Annotated in this window: 17 protein-coding genes and 2 pseudogenes; 11 read left to right on the top strand and 8 right to left on the bottom strand. The window is 60.9% G+C overall.

Going from position 1 to position 18,458, the window contains the following annotated elements; all coding sequences use genetic code 11:
* Window positions 1–48: 48 nt before the first annotated feature.
* Window positions 49–3,678, bottom strand: a complete 3,630-nt coding sequence (locus tag NKI68_RS00165; RefSeq protein WP_438267789.1) for a glycoside hydrolase family 97 N-terminal domain-containing protein — start codon at window positions 3,676–3,678, stop codon at window positions 49–51.
* Between the two features lie 165 nt (window positions 3,679–3,843).
* Window positions 3,844–4,335, bottom strand: coding sequence for a helix-turn-helix domain-containing protein (locus NKI68_RS00160; protein WP_254544660.1), 492 nt, complete (start codon window positions 4,333–4,335; stop codon window positions 3,844–3,846).
* A gap of 628 nt (window positions 4,336–4,963) precedes the next feature.
* Between NKI68_RS00160 and NKI68_RS00155 the strand changes: the two genes are divergently transcribed.
* The 4 genes and pseudogenes from NKI68_RS00155 (at window position 4,964) to NKI68_RS00145 (ending at window position 6,640) form a co-directional block, all read left to right on the top strand.
* A complete protein-coding gene (locus NKI68_RS00155; protein ID WP_254544659.1) occupies window positions 4,964–5,254 on the top strand; it encodes a DUF8069 family protein in 291 nt (96 codons plus the stop codon).
* Between the two features lie 88 nt (window positions 5,255–5,342).
* Window positions 5,343–5,444, top strand: a pseudogene (locus NKI68_RS23875) (hypothetical protein); the annotation flags it as partial.
* 31 nt (window positions 5,445–5,475) lie between these two features.
* Window positions 5,476–6,153: a nucleotidyltransferase domain-containing protein gene (locus tag NKI68_RS00150; RefSeq protein ID WP_254544657.1), complete on the top strand. Its 678-nt coding sequence runs from the start codon at window positions 5,476–5,478 to the stop codon at window positions 6,151–6,153.
* Window positions 6,143–6,640, top strand: a complete 498-nt coding sequence (locus NKI68_RS00145; RefSeq protein WP_254544656.1) for a DUF8154 family protein — start codon at window positions 6,143–6,145, stop codon at window positions 6,638–6,640. The genes NKI68_RS00150 and NKI68_RS00145 overlap by 11 nt, the downstream gene beginning before the upstream one ends.
* Before the next feature lie 254 nt (window positions 6,641–6,894).
* Here NKI68_RS00145 and NKI68_RS00140 read toward each other — a convergent pair whose 3' ends face one another.
* Window positions 6,895–7,818: an ArsR family transcriptional regulator gene (locus NKI68_RS00140; RefSeq protein WP_254544654.1), complete on the bottom strand. Its 924-nt coding sequence runs from the start codon at window positions 7,816–7,818 to the stop codon at window positions 6,895–6,897.
* Window positions 7,819–8,649: 831 nt separating this feature from the next.
* On the opposite strand from NKI68_RS00140, the gene NKI68_RS00135 reads away from it, so the two are divergent.
* Window positions 8,650–9,549, top strand: a complete 900-nt coding sequence (locus tag NKI68_RS00135) for a DNA-binding protein (protein ID WP_254544653.1) — start codon at window positions 8,650–8,652, stop codon at window positions 9,547–9,549.
* Between the two features lie 295 nt (window positions 9,550–9,844).
* Here the strand turns inward: NKI68_RS00135 and NKI68_RS00130 are convergent, their stop codons facing one another.
* Together NKI68_RS00130 and NKI68_RS00125 are read right to left on the bottom strand one after the other, a co-directional pair.
* Window positions 9,845–10,672, bottom strand: coding sequence for a nucleotidyl transferase AbiEii/AbiGii toxin family protein (locus NKI68_RS00130; RefSeq protein WP_254544651.1), 828 nt, complete (start codon window positions 10,670–10,672; stop codon window positions 9,845–9,847).
* Window positions 10,665–11,267, bottom strand: coding sequence for a hypothetical protein (locus tag NKI68_RS00125; RefSeq protein ID WP_254544650.1), 603 nt, complete (start codon window positions 11,265–11,267; stop codon window positions 10,665–10,667). The genes NKI68_RS00130 and NKI68_RS00125 overlap by 8 nt, the downstream gene beginning before the upstream one ends.
* 172 nt (window positions 11,268–11,439) lie before the next feature.
* Here NKI68_RS00125 and NKI68_RS00120 point away from each other — a divergent pair.
* The 4 genes and pseudogenes from NKI68_RS00120 to NKI68_RS00105 all read left to right on the top strand — a co-directional run bounded on the left by NKI68_RS00120 (window position 11,440) and on the right by NKI68_RS00105 (window position 13,782).
* Window positions 11,440–12,335, top strand: a pseudogene (locus tag NKI68_RS00120) (biosurfactant protein 1).
* Between the two features lie 252 nt (window positions 12,336–12,587).
* On the top strand, window positions 12,588–12,776 hold the full coding sequence (locus NKI68_RS23695; RefSeq protein WP_254544648.1) for a DUF8012 family protein: 189 nt from the start codon (window positions 12,588–12,590) through the stop codon (window positions 12,774–12,776).
* 103 nt (window positions 12,777–12,879) lie between these two features.
* Window positions 12,880–13,260 carry a hypothetical protein gene (locus tag NKI68_RS00110; protein WP_254544647.1) on the top strand — a complete coding sequence of 127 codons (381 nt, stop codon included), beginning with the start codon at window positions 12,880–12,882 and terminating at the stop codon, window positions 13,258–13,260.
* A 93-nt stretch (window positions 13,261–13,353) separates the two neighbouring features.
* The gene (locus NKI68_RS00105; protein ID WP_254544646.1) at window positions 13,354–13,782 is read left to right on the top strand and encodes a DUF8025 family protein; all 429 of its coding nucleotides are present in this window, start codon (window positions 13,354–13,356) and stop codon (window positions 13,780–13,782) included.
* Window positions 13,783–13,785: 3 nt separating this feature from the next.
* Here the strand turns inward: NKI68_RS00105 and NKI68_RS00100 are convergent, their stop codons facing one another.
* On the bottom strand, window positions 13,786–14,271 hold the full coding sequence (locus NKI68_RS00100) for a DUF892 family protein (RefSeq protein WP_254544644.1): 486 nt from the start codon (window positions 14,269–14,271) through the stop codon (window positions 13,786–13,788).
* 93 nt (window positions 14,272–14,364) lie between these two features.
* Window positions 14,365–14,958: a DUF8102 family protein gene (locus NKI68_RS00095; RefSeq protein WP_254544642.1), complete on the bottom strand. Its 594-nt coding sequence runs from the start codon at window positions 14,956–14,958 to the stop codon at window positions 14,365–14,367.
* A gap of 180 nt (window positions 14,959–15,138) precedes the next feature.
* Here NKI68_RS00095 and chrA point away from each other — a divergent pair, with 180 nt between their 5' ends.
* Together chrA and NKI68_RS00085 are read left to right on the top strand one after the other, a co-directional pair.
* Complete coding sequence (gene chrA, locus NKI68_RS00090) at window positions 15,139–16,530, top strand: chromate efflux transporter (protein ID WP_254544641.1); 1,392 nt, start codon at window positions 15,139–15,141, stop codon at window positions 16,528–16,530.
* Window positions 16,531–16,536: 6 nt separating this feature from the next.
* Window positions 16,537–17,913 (top strand): MFS transporter, encoded by a 1,377-nt coding sequence (locus NKI68_RS00085; protein ID WP_254544639.1) that lies wholly within the window; start codon window positions 16,537–16,539, stop codon window positions 17,911–17,913.
* A 56-nt stretch (window positions 17,914–17,969) separates the two neighbouring features.
* Here the strand turns inward: NKI68_RS00085 and NKI68_RS00080 are convergent, their stop codons facing one another.
* Entirely contained in the window at window positions 17,970–18,413 is a 444-nt protein-coding gene (locus NKI68_RS00080; protein ID WP_256562653.1) for an arsenate-mycothiol transferase ArsC, read from the bottom strand.
* Window positions 18,414–18,458 lie beyond the last annotated feature (45 nt).

Raw genomic sequence — 18,458 nt, 5'->3', positions numbered from 1 at the left:
CCAGTATAGCGTCCATCGGTTGCCTGGGGACGTATCGAGCGATCCAGCTCAGGCGGTGTCGTAATCCGGCCGGACGGGACCGATCGGTCCCGCGTAGAGGCCGCCGCCGCCGAACTCGTCGTAGACCCTGATCGCGATGACGTTTTCACCCCCGTAGTTGACGATCTCGGCCGGCACCGAGTACTCTCTCGGTACCTGCCAGGCGGTGCTGAAGCCGTCGTCGGGGAAACTCCCCGATTGGCCGACCGCCTCCCCGTTGACGAACGTCCGGTCGACGTCGTCGATCTTGCCCACCGGCAGGAGTAGGTCCTCCTCGTAGTCCTCCCAGGAATTCGGAACGGTGATCGTTTTTCGATACCAGCCGAAGACCTGATCCTCCGTGTACTCCGAGTGGTCCTCCCAGCTCGCGGGGAGTTCGACCCGTTCCCAGTCGCTGTCGTCGTAGTCGGGTGCCGCCCAGGCCGCGTCGTCGCCTCTGTGGAACGACCAGGTCGGCGAGAGTGACAGCACCGGAAGCACCCGTATCGTCTGCGCGGGGAGCGCTTCGTCCAGCGACCGTCCGATTCGTATTTCGTGCTCGCCGGACGAGAGGACGGGGAGTTCGAACTGGACGGTGCTCTCGCTCTCGCCGGGGGCCAACCGGACGAACGCGGCACCGACGTCCTCGCCATCGACGAAGACGCGCAGGGTATCTCCGCCGACGACCGACCCGGAGTTCACCCCCGTGATCGTGACGGTGATCGGCTCCCCGGCGACCGCGACCTCCGGTGCCTCGAAGGAGACGTACTCCTGCTCGGGCGGCTCGTAGGTCGGTAACACCCGCATATCTGTACCGCTCACGGGTCGTAGCCGAATCGCCTGGCCGCCGCTGGCGGCCATCGAGGCGAGGATCGTCGTACTCGGATCGACGATCAGCTCGTCCATCCGCACGTCGGTCGGGTTCTCGTCGAAACGGGTGTCGCTCCCGTCCGAGTAGATCTCGGCGACGTACTTCGGGCCCCGTGCCCGCGTACCGTTCTTTCCCGGATTGAGGAACTCGAGCGGCACATCGACGGCGCGACCGTCGCCGTCGGTCATCGCGCCGACGTACCACTCCTCGCCCTTTCGCCGGGCGGTAACGATGTGCTCGCCGATTTCGGCCTCGACGACGACCGTGTCCTCCCAGCCGCCCGCGGGAACCTTCCGTAGAAAATCGAATTCAGGCTCCGTCTCGAAGTTCTCGTTCTCCGGGGTGTATCCCTCGTACTCGGCTGGCACCGGCGACTCCGCCCCGCTCTCGGTGACCGCTATCGTGTTGAGATTGAACCCGCCGACGTCGCCGGTGAACGTCTCCCCGGAGTCGTCGTAGTGCAGTTCGACGGCGATGCTGTTCTCACCTTCGGTGAGTTCGACCCGCGTCGTGAACACTCGCCAGTCGTCCCAGTACCGCGTGAACGGCGGCGTGATCGTCTCGGTCGAGTCGTTCACCCGGAGCGTGGCCCGTGGCTCGCCAGCTTCGACGACTCGAGTCGCGTTCTCTTCGGGCGCACTGGCGTAGCGCAGGTGCAGGTCGTACGCCCCATCCGACGGGACGTCCGTGACCGTCCACGAGACCGACGATCCGGACGGCACTCGGTTCGGGTCGACTGCGACGTAGTTCGTCCCGAACGCGTTGCGCCACTCGTCGGCGGTGACGAACCCGTCCAGGTCTCCGGCGGCCGCCTGCAGGAGTTCACCGATCTCCAGTTCCGGGTTTACGTAGGCCTCGATGCGATCGGCGACCATCTGCAGCCCGGCGTTGTAGTTCGGGTACATCGCGAGCTGTTTGGCCCGCGTCGTCTGGATCCGCCCGCCGGTATCGTCGTTGAAGGTGATGTCGAAGATACCCGGCTGGTAGCTCGCCGGACCGGCCAGCATCCGGGTGAACGGCAGGGTGACGTGGTGGGCCGGGCTGACGTCGGAGGCGAGCGCACCGAAGCCGTCGTATTCCTGTGCCTTGACCGTCTCGGTGGACGTCAGGTTCGGATACGTACGGCGCTTCCCGGTCGGCTTGTCGGCCTCGTGGCGCTCGAGCAACTGGCGATTCGCCGCCGCCTTTCGGGCGACCAGTTCGTGGTGGTTGACCGCGATCTGGCTGTGTTGGCTGGTGGTCGCCGTTCCGCCGTCCCCCGTGTGACCCAGTCCGTCGTCGTTGACGTATCCGTTCTTGATACTGCGGATACCGTTGTCCTCGTAGTACTGAAAGATATCGTCGTTCAGGATCTGCTCCTCGTAGGTGACGAGGTTCCCGGCTGTCTCGTTGTGGGCGGTCATCTCGACAGTCGGAGCGAGTGACTGCCCGTAGTCGGTGACCTCGGTCAGATCGAAGTCGGGATACGACCGGTCGAAGTCCATCGTCACCCCCGACCCGGGGAAGCTGTTCCAGCCCTGATTCCATCCTTCGACGAGCACGCTCTCGATGCAGTTCTCGCTGGCGAACCGCATGTACCGCTTCATCCGTTCGGTGCGGGCACCGTGGATGTACCCTGCCGGATCGTTCCCGTTCGCCTCGATCTCTGTGTCGGACTTGTACTCCCAGTTGGCGTTCCCCGCGATCATCGTCCACCAGATGCCGACGTACTTGCGGGGCGTAATCCAGCCCGTGTCGGGTTCGCCGTCGACGGTCGGGAGCACCGACTCGTTCAGTTCGTCGTTGAGAAGCGGAATCAGTGACGATTCTACGAGTTCGCCTGGGCTGTCCGTAAGCTGTATCGTCCGCCAGGGGGTCACTGTCGGCGGTTCGGTCGACACCTTCGTCCCGTCGGGAAGCGGTGCGAGTTCCGCCGCGAAGTCCGTCCCACCGTCGTCGGATCGGGGGGCGAGCGACATCGTGGCGTAATCCGTAAGGTCCGCCTCGTGGACGCTCAGATACGCGTCCTCGCCGGCTTTGACGGTGAACGGGGTGTGCGCACCGTTTCGAATGGTGTTACCGTTCGGACGGGCGGTTCGGGTTCCGGACTCGACGTCGCTGAGCTTCGTCTCCCTGTACTCCTGCTCGAACCGGGGATTGACGAACTCGTTGTCGATCCACCAGGCCGTGTAGTCGTCGGCGAAGTTGAACTGGGTATTCTCCGAGGCGATGACGGTGCGTCCGCTGTTACTGGCGAAATCGTCGCCGAGGACGAATCGGAACCCCACTCCGTCGTCGAACACGCGAAACTCCACGTTCGCTGTCCGCCCCGGCGCACTCGTCTCAGCCAACCCGACGCGGAGAAACGCGTAGTCCTCCGAAACGGTGGCATACTGACCCCACACCGGCTCCCACGTCTCGGTTGCGACACCGGTCTCGCTTCCCGTGACCGTAATCCTCGTACCGCTGGCACCGTCCGCTGTAGCGCCGAACGGTGGTTGATTCCGGAAATCGAAGCCCAGCGCCGAGGATTTGACGTACTCGGTCCCGTCGAACGAGACAGTGTACGCGGGTACGCCAGTAGAGACATCGAGCGTTACTCGAATGCTCCCGTCGGGAGAAGCGACAGTCTGTATATCGGTATCGGTCTCGTTCGAGATCGTCGCAGATACCGATTCAGGGACCTCTACGGTGTATGCAGCGGCAGCGAGCAATCCAGCGAACCCGCTCAGGACGTTCCGCCGGTCGAGCCAGGTGGTGGAGGTCGATTCTCTACGACGATCCTCGTTTCCGTTCGGAGTGCCGGACATGCACACGATATTTAGTCGACGGTATATGAGTATTATCGCAACATAAATATATTTAAAAACATATGCTAAAATGTCTATTATATTTCACAGAGCTGGGATCGCAGATTCAGACGAATCGAATTTACGTTATACCCGCGAGCGCGCGGACGTCAACCCGCCAGACGATCATGACGATGATGGGATTCTCTCGCTGTTTAAGGATAGTTGGACCAGCAGACCGAGGCAGGGGGCGAGTGTCGATCCGGTGGCGCATCGATCCTGGCGTCGTAGACAAAGTGCCGGTTTATATCTCGCCCTCCTTCGAGACGTTCTATCTGTATCATCGCCACGGTCGAGGTCGCGTTCGAGATCGTCGATGTGCGTGAGCAGATCCTGGAACGTCGTCGGAGCGGTGCGACCGGGCCGTTCGAGGTAGATGGCGCCCCGCTCAGTCGTCTCCCATACCTTCGAGGGCGAGCCGCCGCCCTCCTCTTGACGACCGACGACATCGACGAGATCCCAGTCTTCGAGACGGGTGAGGTGGTAGTGCATGCTTCCGGAGGGGATCGAGACCGCCTCTCGCAATCGGCCAGTCGGTATGCCTTCCTCAGCAGCGTGGATCGTTGCGAGGAGTTTCGCCTGGTCCTCGGAGATCTCGGCATCGATTTGCTCGAACACGGGCGAGCCGGTGTCCAATTTATCAGATCCAATATAGCGATCCTATGCAGCACTAATAAGATTACAGCCTTAGTGACTATAGCTCTAATACAGCCTGTCCAAAAATTTCCGACAGAGAATACCCACCCAGGAGCTATATTTCGCTCTCCGATACGGAAGCCGCGACGCCAGCCTGTCTATCAGATTCTTGAACAACTGGTAGCGCCGCTCGGTAACGTCTCTCGGGCGGCACGAATGGATGGGCCGCTCTGCGAGCGGTCGACTGCAAACATGTTCGACGATACGTCTCATCGACGCCCCGTTGCTGGTCGCGGCCAGCGGTCAGCACACGAAGATAGATTCAGGTGGGGAGCGCCAACAGACCCGGGCTTGGTGGGGGAGCGCCGATGAGTGGTGAACGTCCATCGGCATCGTAGAGATAGCCCTTCAGGGGCAACTGCTCGATGTGCGCTCGCGCGTCGACACACTTGTTGCCCGGCTTTATGAGATAGGCGATGGCGTCCTCTCGCGCGGGGGGGTCGTCCTCGTCTGTGGAGTGTACCAGTTTCCCACGGGCTAGCGACAGGAGGGTTTGTCGGCGCCGAAAGGCGCGAGGCGCGCCTGCGAGCGTGCCGGAGCGTGAATTCATATGACCGATCCAGACATACTCGACGACACGGCAGCCGATCACGAGCGGCATGAAACCGAACTCCTCGCACAGGATCGGGATGCAGCCCGAGTGTCGACGGCGGACGTCGACGAGACGACCGCACGACAACTCGTGAGTGACCTCGTCGACGACGGTGTCGTGACGGCGGTCGCCGAGCAGCGAGTCCTCGTTCACGAACCGAGTGGCGAGGCGTTCGACTCGATTCGACAGCTCGCTGTCTTTCATCGCGGCTGGTCGACTGCCTGCGATGCTGGCAGAGTAGACGAATGATGCAGCAGACGCTTTCAGGATATGGGTTCTCTGATGCGTTCCCGGGTCAGAGCGTGCAGAAGACGTTACCTGGGATGAGGACAAGCGGGTTTCGCATCCAGCCTGTGTTGACTGTGTGATCCAAGCCGGACTAGATCCTGAAAGCTTGCTCACCCTGCCTGCGACGGGTGCAGACTCATCGTTGCCGTAGCCTATTTAACTACTGGGGAGTAAAAATGCCCATGGGCAGTCAAAGTATCCAGAAGGGCACATCACTCGAGCTGCCGATCCCCGTCCCTCCTACCACCCTCTTTAGACACAAGTCTACGGGGGAAATTCTTGCAGTACTCGTCGACAATCCCTATACTGCGTTCGGAATTCGGGATTTGAGCAGAGCGACGAATCACCCCCATCGAAGTATTTCGTCAGCCATCGACGATCTCGAAGCAATTGACTTCGTCGAAGTTGAGCACGCCGGGCGGAAAAAACTCGTTCGTATCAATCGTAGCCGACTTAGCAAACCCGACGATCCGATCATTCAGATCCCACAGGACGAATTTCACGTCCCCGTCCGAGAGCTCGTGAGAAGGTTAACTGACCAGATAGAGGAGATCCACGGAATCGTCCTCTTTGGCAGTGTTGCCCGAGGGGACGCCGACCGGCGAAGCGATATCGATTGCTTCGTGCTCGTGGACGGCACCCAGGCGACAGCCCAGCAAACCGCCCACGAAATTACATCGGAGCTGAACGAGGAAGCCTTCGATGGTGACCGCTACAAATTCCACGTCCTCGTCGAATCCGTCGAGAGCGCACACCGCTACGGGAATCGACTGCGCGAGATCTTCGCTACGGGCCTGACGCTCAAAACCTCCGAAACGCTCACGCAGCTCAAAGAGGAGGTGCTCACGAATGGACAATAGCTACGTCGACGATGCACTCATCGACGCCGAGGCAGCCTTTCAGGAGACCCGCGGGCAAACAGGCGAATCCGATTTAGATGTCTCTGACGCCGCCCTCGTCCAGCTACGGAAGGCCTGTCGACTCCTCAAAGCAGCGCGGACGCTCCGTGAGCAGAACGGCTACTACACAGTGGTGATCGAGGCATCGTTCGTCGCTGTCGAGCGCAGTATTCAGTTCTATCTCCTCCATCGCGGACACGCCTCTGGGGAGGATTTACGCTATGAACATACAGCGGTGTACCAGCAAGGCGGGGCGGTGAATCTATTTAGCGAGGCGTTTGCCGATCGCCTGACCCAACTCTGGAAGCGGAACCGAGCCGAGGTGTACTATCGTGAGACGGTCGCCAGTGCCGAGCAAGCCGACGCGATGCTATCGCTTGCCGAAGCCGTCCACCGATATATTCTGAATTTCGCCTCATTGCGGCATGAATGCGCCTGCTCCCGCTGAATCGTGTGACTACTACTCGCACCAGAAAAACCGATAACACCGTCGGACTGCCAAAGACATGCAGACCGAATGCCGAACTCTGATACACTCAATGCCATCCGAGAGCAGACGGAGATCCCGGCTCTTGCGTCGGTCGATGAAAGGATGCGAACTCGTGGGCAAGCGAGCGCAGAACCCCCAAGGACCATCAGGATGCGCATTTCGACGAGGCCATGGCCGAGATCGTCGATCAGTACGGAGAGGAAGCCATCCTCTCATACTGTCACCCCGTACTCGTCGGCCAATTCCTGGAAGTCCTCCCATTCCGGAAGTCGAGACGTTCGCTGGTCACCGCTGGTGTCGAGATACGTACAGAGTTCGTCGACGACATCATCGACGCCGTACTTCACGGCTTGTGTTCGTAGCTCGTCGCGGTCGATGTCGACGTGACTGAGCAAGAGCAGACAGTATGACTGGGCTCGTGCGCCCGAATCGATCACGAGCATGTGGCAGCACAGTGTCTCCGGGGAGAGGTCATCCAACGTCTCCGAATAGAGGTAGTACCGACGGTCACGTGCCAAGAGTAGTAGGCCGTATTGTTGGAATTGGTCTGGCCCTGTCGGAATGAAGTGGTCGTCGGTGATCTCAGTCGTCGTCTGCACAAGGAACTCCTCGAGAGATTCCCAGAGGATCGTGTACGTGTCGGCCTGCTCTTCGATAGTCTGGCGGTGGGCGTGATGGGCAAGCTCACGAGCGAATGCACTCAGCTGTTCGAAGCCGTCATTCAGTGCGTACGCACCGGTGTCGATTTGGTAGATGATTCCGCGATGTTGAAGCGGGGCAAGCGCCCGGTGGACGGTACTTCGGTGGACGTCGGCGCGGCGTGCGAGATCAGTCGCGGTCCGTGGGGTATCGAGGTAGTAGCACACACGGAGGGCTGCCCCTGACAACAGCTCCGGCCAGTCGATGTGTGAATACTGCTGCATGAGGTCCGTGAGTAACTCGAGTGCCTTTGCGTCCGACAGTCGAAGCTGCTTTGTTTTGCCCTGTCGACGTGTCTCGACGAGGCCAGCCGTTTCGAGCCGGTCAACGAGTTCTGAGGTGTAGCTGAGACTCCGATCGAGATTCGTTGCGAGGTCAGAGACCGTCTGCTCACCGTGGAGGGCAGTGAGGGCGCGAACCTCGCCTTCTGTGAGCATACTGTTGCATACTAGCGAACTAATATATAAATAACTTCGGTATTTTGCAACACTCGACTAGCTCAGTCGAGGACGTGGATATAACGGATGAAAGCCCTCGGCCGCTCGGCATCCCGCGACCACGGGAAGACGGTCCTGCTCACTCCGTTGGGCGGGCTGCGACTTCCCTGCCTTCGTTCGCTGCGCTCACGAAGACCACGCTGCGCGCCTCGTTTCACTCGGTGCTTGGCGGGGTCGGGGGACGACCGAGGCGGCCTCGCCCTTTCTGAGTCCACCAGGATATCGACTGTGTTACTGAGCGTCGAGAGTGGTTGAACGGTGTTTCTCTACGGCCCGCCCCGCTCGCCGCTTCCGCCCTCCGCTTGCTCACGGCTCCTTCCAGTCGCCGTTCGCTTTCGAGGCGCGAGCGCCTCGCTTCGCTCGCGACCGACCATTCCGGGCCTGCGGGCGCTCTCCGCACCGCCCGCGCCCGTTCCGGGCTAAAATGAATGTGCCCTCGACGCCAGCGGGTATCCCCGTCGGTTGCGCCCCTTGCGGGCTTTCGCGTTCCAGGGCGACTGTCGCCCTGGACACGGACCCGCGCATCGGGCCGGACACGAGCGGGCATATCCCGCTGGCCGCTCGCTCCGGGCGGGTCGGCGCGCGGTGCTGGTTGGGTGGCCTCCCTATGGCGCGCTCTCGCTCGCGCCCCAGGGGCGCTCGCGAAGGCGCGAGCGAGAGCGCGCAGATGGTTGAGTTGGTCGTTGTGGACAGCCACGGCTGGAGAGTCGTGGTGTCGGAAGAAGACGCCGAGTGAGCGCCTTCGCGGTACCCAGGATCAAGTGAGTACCAATGTCGAGTAAGAACGTCTTCAGTAATGAGGTTTCGGTTGATGAACAGGTATTCGAAACAGCGGACGAAGCGGCGGTCGACGAAGACGGCTTCGAGGTCGTCGACGAGACCCCAGAGTTTCAGGCGACGGTGCAGATGGAGGTGCAGGCGAAGGTCGATGCCAACCACCCGGACGGGATGGTCGACACGAGTGACGAGCGGATCTACGGTGCGACCCTCGAACAGGAAGAGCGCATTCGGGCGCGGGAGGCTGAACTGGAGCGCATCAGTGCCCAGGCAGAGCTGGGGGCGCAAGACGGTCGGGAGAGGCGGACGCGAGATATCGCGGCGAAGCGGAGCGCTGAGCGGCGTGCTGAGTTCCAGCAGCGGGCGGCAAGCGTGAATCCGATGGCGGACCCAGAGCGAGACGATCCTCGTGCAGAACTCGCGCAAGAACAGCTGGCGGCGGTGAACAAGCAATCGATGCGGTTGGCCGAGAAGCTGGATGGCTGGTCGCGAGCGGCGATTGGTCGGCGACTGGGTGAAGCCGTCGTCGGTGGGAAAGACCTGATGAGTGCGGTCGTCGGGGTGTTCGAAGAACTAGAGACGGCGCCGGGACAGGTGGTTCCCATCGGGACGCTCGAGGACGTCGATCGCAAAGAGGTGAGCATCGAAGGGACTGTGACCCAGCTGTGGGAACCTTCCAGTCCGAGCATCGCTCAAGTTGGGCTCATCGAGGACGAGAGCGGTCGTACAAAACTGACGAGCTGGAAGGCGTCGGATGCTCCGTGGATCGAAGAGGGCGAGCGCGTGCGGATTCACGGAGCGGCGAAGAACTGGTACAATGGGCGTGTCTCCGTGGCCCTGACCGGGTGGAGCACCGTGTACTTCCCTGAGCGCGGTCGGTGGTGGGAAGCGTAGGCTATCGTCGCGGCCTTCTTTTTTGCTATGAGCCGGACCGGCCCAAGCCCCGCCACCCCACCCTCCGCTACGTGCTCGCTTCGCTGCGCACGTAGCCACAACCTCGAGACGGTGTCCATGAGATATGAATAAAGCCGGCCGGGGAAATGGTTGGGACTCAGCCAGTCGACAATCGCCGACATCGCGGACTCGTCGCCGGTGACGGTGCGAACCCACCGAAATACACCTGACGAACTCCTCGAACAAACGGAGCAGACCAGCACTCTATCGGCGAGTGAGATAACTCAGCCATTAGCTACACAAAGAGGCGTTCAATCGACTGACTGAGAAGGGATGTATCGACGCCGATGAGCCGCGCTGCGCGGTCGTATACCTCATCTGTTGTCACGTCTCGAAAGGCCGTGATATCGTCGTCGCTCAGATGGGTGTGGACGGCCTCCGTTATCTCGTCGTACTCGGTGACGTACCAGAGGAGCGCGTGCAGATCAGTGAGGTCCTTCAAGCGCTTGTGGCTCTTATCCCGCTGGGGAAAAGCACGGACTTTCATCGCTGCGAGCAGCTCCGGGGCGGCAATGAGAACCGCCGTAGGTGCGTCCCAGGAGACGTAGTCATTGAGTGCCTCCGCCCGTCTAGCCGTAAATGCGGGTTCGAGCAATGGTTCTGCGGGCGGCCTGAAGCCAAAGACATCGTGGAACGCATCCAGTGCGGTGGTGTCGGGGATGATGTCGATATCGACGCGAAAGATGTTATGTGGGGGGTGGTCTTTCGCTGCCTCGTCACTCAAGCGCTCTCCGGTTTCCCGATGAAACTGTTGATAGAAGCCGAACCGACCCCGGGTATAGCCGAGTTCGTCTTCGATCTGCTGAAGCGTCGTTGCGACCGGCGTCATGGGTAGCTCCTCGGTCGTCCAGTCCGGCTTGATATGGATGCCGAGGTCGATATCGCGCGACCCGATGTAGGGCCGATCATAGACATCCTGGAATCCTCCTGTAACGTGCAGGTGGACGGCCCACCCGCCAAGCAGACACACTGGTGGGTTCGCGGGCGCGGCGATATCCTGCAGTTCCCGCTCGGATAGCTTGGTCACCGCGTCGACGTACTGGCTTCGGTCGCCGCTACTCATTGTGATACCTCTCGATCAGGCGATGGGCAGCCTCGACAGCAGGGCCGTCCTCGTCGAGGAGGTCAACAATCACTTGTGGGATCGATACCGTCCGAACACCGTCAATCGTCTGGGTGTTGTAGAAGACGTACTCGTCGGTCACCCGGAATTCCGTGTTCCCACCTCCAATCAATCCTCGCTGTTCGATGAACGTAAGCCACTGTTCGATATCGTCGGGCTTCACGTATAAGGCCGTCTCGGAGACGAAGAGAAATCCCTGGTGGATGTTCTCGGCTTCGTACGTCGTGAGGGCGTACTCGAGTCCGGTCTCCTGAAGCTGGTCGCGTGGCTGCTGGAGCGACACGCTGAGATCGTTTGGCGGGACCCGTGTTTTGCGCCAGTGCTCGTAGAGGGCCGTTGGATCGACTACCCTCGTATTGTCGATGAGACCAGCCGCTTCGAGCTGACCGAGGTAGTCGTAGCCCCACGACTGAGAGACGTCTGCACGCTTGGCCACTTCGTACGTGCTCAGATCACCCGTGGGGTGAGTACAGAGGACGCGATGCAGTCGCTCCTTCTTGAATCCGCGTTCACGCGCGGGCGGCTCAAGGAGCATACTACCTAGGTAGCTCGCTATACTTATATATCTAACCGGAATCCGGTAGGGGGTATAAATACTAGTCTTGCCGGAACGTCCGGTAATTCTCGAGCTTATATACTCAACCAGAGCAGTGGAGTGCAGTGAATATTTAAACGCGAAACCGGAGCAACACAGTTCACGACCACAGATGTCCAGACAAGATGCTGATCACGAAGAGCTCCGGCCGCTCGGCGAAGCGACGCAGATTCCCGACAATACCCTCTCCAGCGGTACCGACGGGGAACCCCAACGTCAACGAACAGGTACAGTCGACGCAGGCTATCCAGACGACACGGCAGTAACGCCGGCCGAGTGTGCCTCCTGTGGGGCGTCGATCCCCGCTGGCCAGACGAAGTGCCGGTTCTGCCTATCGAACCATATCTCGATGCAGTCGTCGATGACCCGGACACCCCTGATTCGGAGTGTGATCTCTTCCACGTCATTCACGTCCTCGTCAAGTCGTCGACGTTCTACGGCGCCGTGGCAAAGGGATCTGCTGCGGCCTCTCTCCTCGCGAAACCGGGGTCCAACTCTGCGGTCGACGACTGCCAGCTCATCTACGACCTCAACGAGAAGCCAGCAGCGCAGCTTGCCGACCAGTGGCCCGCGCTCCCCTCGGCGACACGGGTTTCAACGGAGTGCGGCGAACAGCTGCTCGCGACGGCTCATGAGCGGACGACGTGGCGAGACTCGACCCAGTCGCGTCACGACGGCGAGCACGCGACGTTTCTCTACGACGAAAGCGGGAGTGGGATTCGCGACGAGGAGCGTCTTGCAACCCTTTTCGAGGACGCAGACGACGATATCTGGCTGGTGCCAGCGATTGCACTCCAACGATCCGTCACCGACGCCAGTACCGGGAGCCCCCGATACGCGAGCCCGAACAGAGATCACTTCGAGTGTCGGAAGTGCAATCGAGAGACCGAACATCGATTCGACGAATTCGAACCTGTTCCTGACGACGAGTGGGCCGGGCAGCCGATGTGGGAGTGTCAGGTGTGTGGAACTCCTCGATACGGGCCGGAGCCTGAAGGGGGGCGGTAGGCTAGATGTCGGGCTTAACCAACGGTCGTTGGTCTTTTCACCGGTAATGCGACAGCAAGACCCCTGCTGAAGTATCTTCGACCAGCCGATAATCGCATCTGGAGCGGATGTCGCGTTGTAGCCCGGAAAGACCACCGAAATGAAGATCTGGTATCGTTGGTTAACTGAAGACCAGTCTAGGATCGTCTCGGAGATATCCTACTATCTGCCCGCCTACGTTTTTCGTCACCGCAAAGCGGCGGAGGCGTCCAAATGGATCCGCGAGATACACCGGGGTACCGGCTGCACCGCGCGCTCAGTAATCTCAACGATATCGATGTCGAGCAATTGGATTCCGCTGATTGGGAGCGAATCGACACAGCGGTGACGCTCTTGGAGCAGGTGAGTCTCCTCACTCGACCAGCTGCCACGGAGGACGCCGGCGTCCACGTAGACTCCTGACGACACGACCGTCGAACAGTACTTCTTCCCAGTTCATCTCAGGATACGTTCGTTATCCCCCTAGAGGGGGTGCGGGGTAGGAGAACGCCCCCGAATACAATCTATGGCAACACTCCAAGCAGCGACGACGTCGACCGGCGCAATCGTATCGGACGCACAAACAGTCCGCGAGCTCTGCGAGAGCCACTGCTTCGGGACGCTCAACTGGGAGGTCACTGAAGACGGCGAGCTCACCATCTGGGGCGACGATGATTTCGAGGTATACAAAGCCCGGGAGGACGGTCTTCCGGACTACGACGGCGGCATCGTGACCCACGAGTTCCTCCGGACGCTTGCCGACTATCTCGAACTAGACGAGGTACTCGACATCCAGACAGCTGGGTTCACGAAATGTCGCTTCCCGGTCCTGGCAAAGCGGTACGTCGTTCGCGACGGAGAGGTCTTCCACGCTGACCTCAGGTCCCTCGAGCCAATTGAGGGGTAGCTGTTGTTCATCCACTCGTAGGACAACCTGCTTCGAGGCAGCTGCTGTTTTTCGAGGGCTGGAAGGACTGAGCCCTCGTGGGCTCATGATTCCATGACTGAAGAACTATCCGACGATCCGTTCCACGACTGCGAGTTGGGCCCCGACGCGGTTCTCGGGACACAGACCTTCGAAGACGTCCTGTTCACAGACGACACAGAGACGCCAGTGAACGTGCTGACTGGCGAGACACCAGCGCATCCGCAAGCGACTGTCGAGGAGGCGAAGGCGTTCGCAGCGAGTATCGACACCGACACGCCACAGATCGCGCTCCCAGCCTCAGTTGAAACACAGATCGAAACCCAGAGCAACCCGTACACCGCTGCTGCGTTCTTCCACTTCAAGGCGACTGGCTCGCTCGAACGCCACCGTGCCTACCACGCCGCCTACGAATCGGAGGTGTTCGACGTTCAGTTCGAGGCTGACTACGAGACCGGCGATCTGACGATCACCGTCGACGAAGGTGCGGAAAAGAAAGAGTAGACGTCAGCCACTCGAACGAGTCTCGGCGACGAACGTCTGCATCCGGTCGAGCGCCGCCTGCGCCTCGTCTCGATTCTCAGTGAACTGCTGGACGACTTCCTCAGGCAGGTCGAGTTCCCGAGCCAAGAGGATCAACCGATCGAGGAGCGTGATTTCGAGCCGTTCGTTGATCATACCAATACTAATTGCGTCGAGGTCGCGGAGGTCGTCGTCCGCGACCTCGGCGACGAACTCGTCTTTCTCGGCGAGCAACCCCTCCATGATCGGACTCCCCCGCTCGGTGGGCTCTTCGCCGATCAACTCGAAGATCGATTCGATACGGTGGATCTGGGCGACCGTGTCCTCTTTGTGCCCCCGAAAGAGGTCGCTGATCTCCTCGCTGGCCGCCGCCTCCGAGAGATCGCCGTGCAGATCGAGGATCTCCACCTCGGCATGATACAGTTTCTGCAGTTCCCGCTCGAACATGTCGCGTTGCGTTCTGATAGTCATCTTTCCGTGTAACTCCGGTCAACCGTCGAATCCGTGGTCAATACGTATCGTTCAGGCGCTGCTCGGTCGAGAGACTCGACGGCGACTCTGGACCTACTCATCAGTGTCCTCCGCGAAGAGCTGGTCACGAATACAGCCTTGGAGTTCAGTGACGTCGACAGTCCCGCTCTCGATGAGGTACTGGAGTTCACCGGCAGAGAGTTCCTCCCCGGCCTCGAGGTCGGCGAGAATGTCGGACAGTGACGCGGGCGTCGCTTCGATATCGAGATGGACCTGGTTGACGAGTAAGTCGTCTTTCCGTCCCGCTCGAGTAAGCGCGTCGGTGACGAACTGCTCGGCAGCTGCCCCACCCTTGGCTGGTGACGTCGCATCACGCATGAGTCCAGTGACACCGACGTTGTAGAGGAAGAACGCGAGCGCGTCTCGAACCCCGTTCGCGAAGGACTCGCGCTCGCCAGTCTTCGAAGTCCCCTCGGCGGCCAACAGTTCGAAGATCGCTTCGCACTGGTCATCGTCGAGATGCTCGAAGAGGATCGTGAAGTCGAGAACAGAGTTCCAGACGCGTTCACGGATATCCTTGCGACGCTGATAGCGCTGCTGTTTGGCGTGTTCACCCTCGTATTCCTTGTCGCCCGTCAGCCAGCGGCGATCCTCAGTAGTTAGCATCGCATTCTTGCGACTGGCCATGCTCTGCTCGTGGTGACGGCTCCTGCCGGTATAAATACCCGGTTCGAAGTAAATCGGATATACTATACGGTATAGCAAATCTATTTACCCTTACCGCTCAGTTGCGATAGTAGATGCAGGGCATCCCGCGTCACTCCCCGCCCCTCATTGGTTCGAACACCATCGAGGTGACCGGTAGTAATGAGTGACGCACCTGCACGCGACACAGAGACCGTGCGTGGCTACCAGGGGGCGGCGAGTCCATCGAAACTCCTCGAAGTCGCGCGGTTCTTCCTCAAACTCGGGCTGGTCGGGTTCGGCGGTCCACTCGTCCACATCGCGATGATGGAGGACGAACTCGTCGGCGAGAACAGCAAGGAGTGGAGCGACGAGGGCACGTTCATGGAAGGGCTGGCCATCTGCAACATGCTCCCCGGCCCAGCCTCGACACAATTGGGTATCTTCATGGGCTGGGTTCGAGCGGGCAACCTTGGCGCACTCGTCGCCGGCGCGACGTTCATGGCCCCCACGTTCCTGATCGTCGTCGCACTCTCGTACGTCTACTTCGCGTACGGCCAGCTCCCGTCCGTTGAGGCGTTCTTCTACGGCGTGAACCCGGTCGTCATCGGACTGATCGCCGGGGCGGCCTACTCAATGGCCCGCAGCTCGCTCAAAGAAGGGCGAGCCGACCTCGAGTTCACGCTCGGCGACCATGATTGGGTGATCGACGTGCGACTACTCGCCTTGCTTGTGGGCGCGCTCGTCGCGACGGTCCTGCTCAATCCGAATCCCGTCATCGAGTTTGCCATCGCTGGACTCGTCGCCGTCGTCCTGTTTCGTCCGGACTGGCTGCGGGCGAACCAACGGCGCGTCTCCATCACTGCTGCGGGTGGTGTGCTACTGGCGGCTCTCTATACGTTCCGCGACCGGATCGGGGCGACCATCGGCGACTCAGTTGCGCTACCGGGTGCCGTCGGCGGATTGGTCGCGACGCTGTGGGGGAATGTCTGGGTGAAACTGTTCCTGTTCATGCTCTATACGGGATCGTTCATCTTCGGTGGCGGGCTGGTGCTCATCCCGTTCATCGAGAAGTACGTCGTCAGTGAGTTCGGCTGGCTGACCGCGACGCAGTTCGTCGACGGCATCGCCATTGGCCAACTGACGCCGGGCCCGGTCGTGATGACGACTACGTTCGTCGGCTACAAACTCATGCTCGACATCTACGGGAGTGTCGGTTGGGCCGTCGTGGGTGCGTTCGTCGCAATGGTCGGCGCGTTCGCGCCCTCCTTCCTGTTCATCACCCTCGCGTTCCCCTACGTGGCGCGGGTCCGGGACAACGATATCGTCCGCGTGGCTCTCTTCGGGATAAACGCGGCGGTCGTTGGAGCCATCGTTGGGGCGACTGTCACGCTCGCGTTCGACGCGTTCGCCGTCGTCACGGGAACCCCGGCGATGTTCGCGGCCCTCTCCCTTGACCCAGTGCGGGTCGGCCTGGCGGCCGTCACGTTCGGTCTCTTCACCCGCGGCACGGATGCAGCCTACCTGATCATCGGTGGTGGCGCCCTCGGCGCCGCCGTGTACTTCCTCGTGTAATCACTTATGGCAACCGACCAAGAGACGGACTCCTTCGACCTGTTCGCATCGTTCCGCCAGTTCTTCGCCCTCGAACGGGACGTCCTCGTCCTCTCGGTGGCGATGCTGGCGTTCAGCCTCAGCTTCCAGATGACCAGCCGCTACATCCCCGAATACATGCGGGTGCTCGGAGCGGGTGCCGGCGTGATCGGCCTCTACGGGAGCGTCAGCAATCTCATCAGTGCGGTATATCCCTACCCGGGCGGCGCGCTCTCGGATCGGGTCGGTTCGCGCATCGCGCTCACCGGGTTCGCCGTCGTGACGACGCTCGGGTTCGGGCTGTGGTGGCTTGCCCCCGAATTGGGAGCTATCGGTGTAGCTGGCTTCTCAATCCCGGCGTGGATGTGGATCTTCCTCGGACTGTTTCTGGCGCAGGCCTGGAAATCGTTCGGGCTCGGGGCGACGTTCGCCATCGTCAAGCAGAGCGTCCCACCGAACAAACTGGCGATGGGATTCGCGTCAACGGAGATTTTCCGCCGGTTCGGGTTCCTCATCGGGCCACTGCTCGCTGCAGCCATCCTCGCCACGACGGCCACGTTCGTCACAGGCTTCCAGCGAATCCTGTTGCTGGGACTCGCGTTCGCAGCGGTCGCGACCGTCGTACAGCATTTCCTGTATGACGCCAGCGAGGACACCATCGGGGACTCCTTCGAGGGACTCGACCAGATTCGGCACGACCTCCGCGAGATGCCCGAGACCTTACGACCGCTACTGGTCGCGGACACACTCATCCGCTTCGCGAACGGGATGGTGTACGTTTTCTTCGTCATCGTGGTCACGGACTTCCTCGACGTGGGCTTCCAGGGCTTCGGGGCGACCCTGCAGCCAGCGGCCTTCTTCGGGGTGCTGCTCGGTATCGAGATCGCCGTCGCGATCATCACGAAAGCACCCGTCTCGAAGCTCGCCGAATACACGGGGCTGAAGCCGGTCGTCGGACTCGGCTTCTTCGTCTACGCGACGTTTCCCATCCTCCTGATCAATGCCCCGGCGAACCAGTGGGTGCTGGTCGCGCTGTTCGCGTACTCCGGCCTCCGGTTCGCCGGACTTCCCGCGCATAAAGCGCTGATCGTCGGCCCGGCCGAGCGCAATGCCGGCGGCCGGGTGACCGGGACGTACTACCTGATTCGGAACACGATCGTGATTCCGAGCGCGGCACTCGGTGGCTGGCTCTACGGCAGTGACTGGACGCTCAGGCTAGGGAGCCGAATCAGTACCCTAGGCGTGCCAGAGGTCGTCGTGACCGCTGGCCCGACGCTCGCGTTCACCGTCGCAACGGTCGTTGGCGTCGTCGGAGTTGGCTACTTCGCTGTCTTCGGCGAAGAGTTCGGAGCGTACGCGAGGTGAACGGAGAGCGTTGTTTTTCGTATCGTGATTAGACAGGGGGGGTGTCTGGGCCGGCGCTATCCGTGGGACAAGGTAGTCTCAAGGTCGTCGAAGAACGCTGTGACGAGCTGTTCGATCTCGTCGCGTTGTGCCCGGACGTCATCGAGGTCGTCACCACCCGGATGATCGAGCTCCCATTGCTCGCTCTCCCCTGTCCAGCCGTCGGGCCGGAACTCGTCGACCGAACAGCCCATGGTGACGACGTGACCGACGTTCTCGATATCCGCCGGTTGAATTCGTCGCGGTGTGCGGTCGCTGATGTCGATGCCCTTCTCCTGGAGCACAGTGATGACCGACTCGTGAACGTGGTCGGCTGGATCAGTACCACCAGTGATGATGTCGATATCGAGCCCGCGCTCTGCTCGCTCTCGTTCGGCGAAGGCTGTGGCCATCTGACTTCGACCCGCGTTCCCCTCACAAACGAACGCAACTGCCGTCTGTCCCGGCTCAGTACGGCTCATGTGGGCAGCTACAGTGGCAATCGTTGTATATGGTTCGTCCAACGG

It is taken from the genome of Halomarina pelagica, from assembly GCF_024228315.1.
Taxonomy (GTDB): Archaea; Halobacteriota; Halobacteria; order Halobacteriales; family Haloarculaceae; genus Halomarina; species Halomarina pelagica.
Note: the sequence above shows the minus strand (reverse complement) of the source record. Positions and strands in the feature narration are given on the sequence as shown.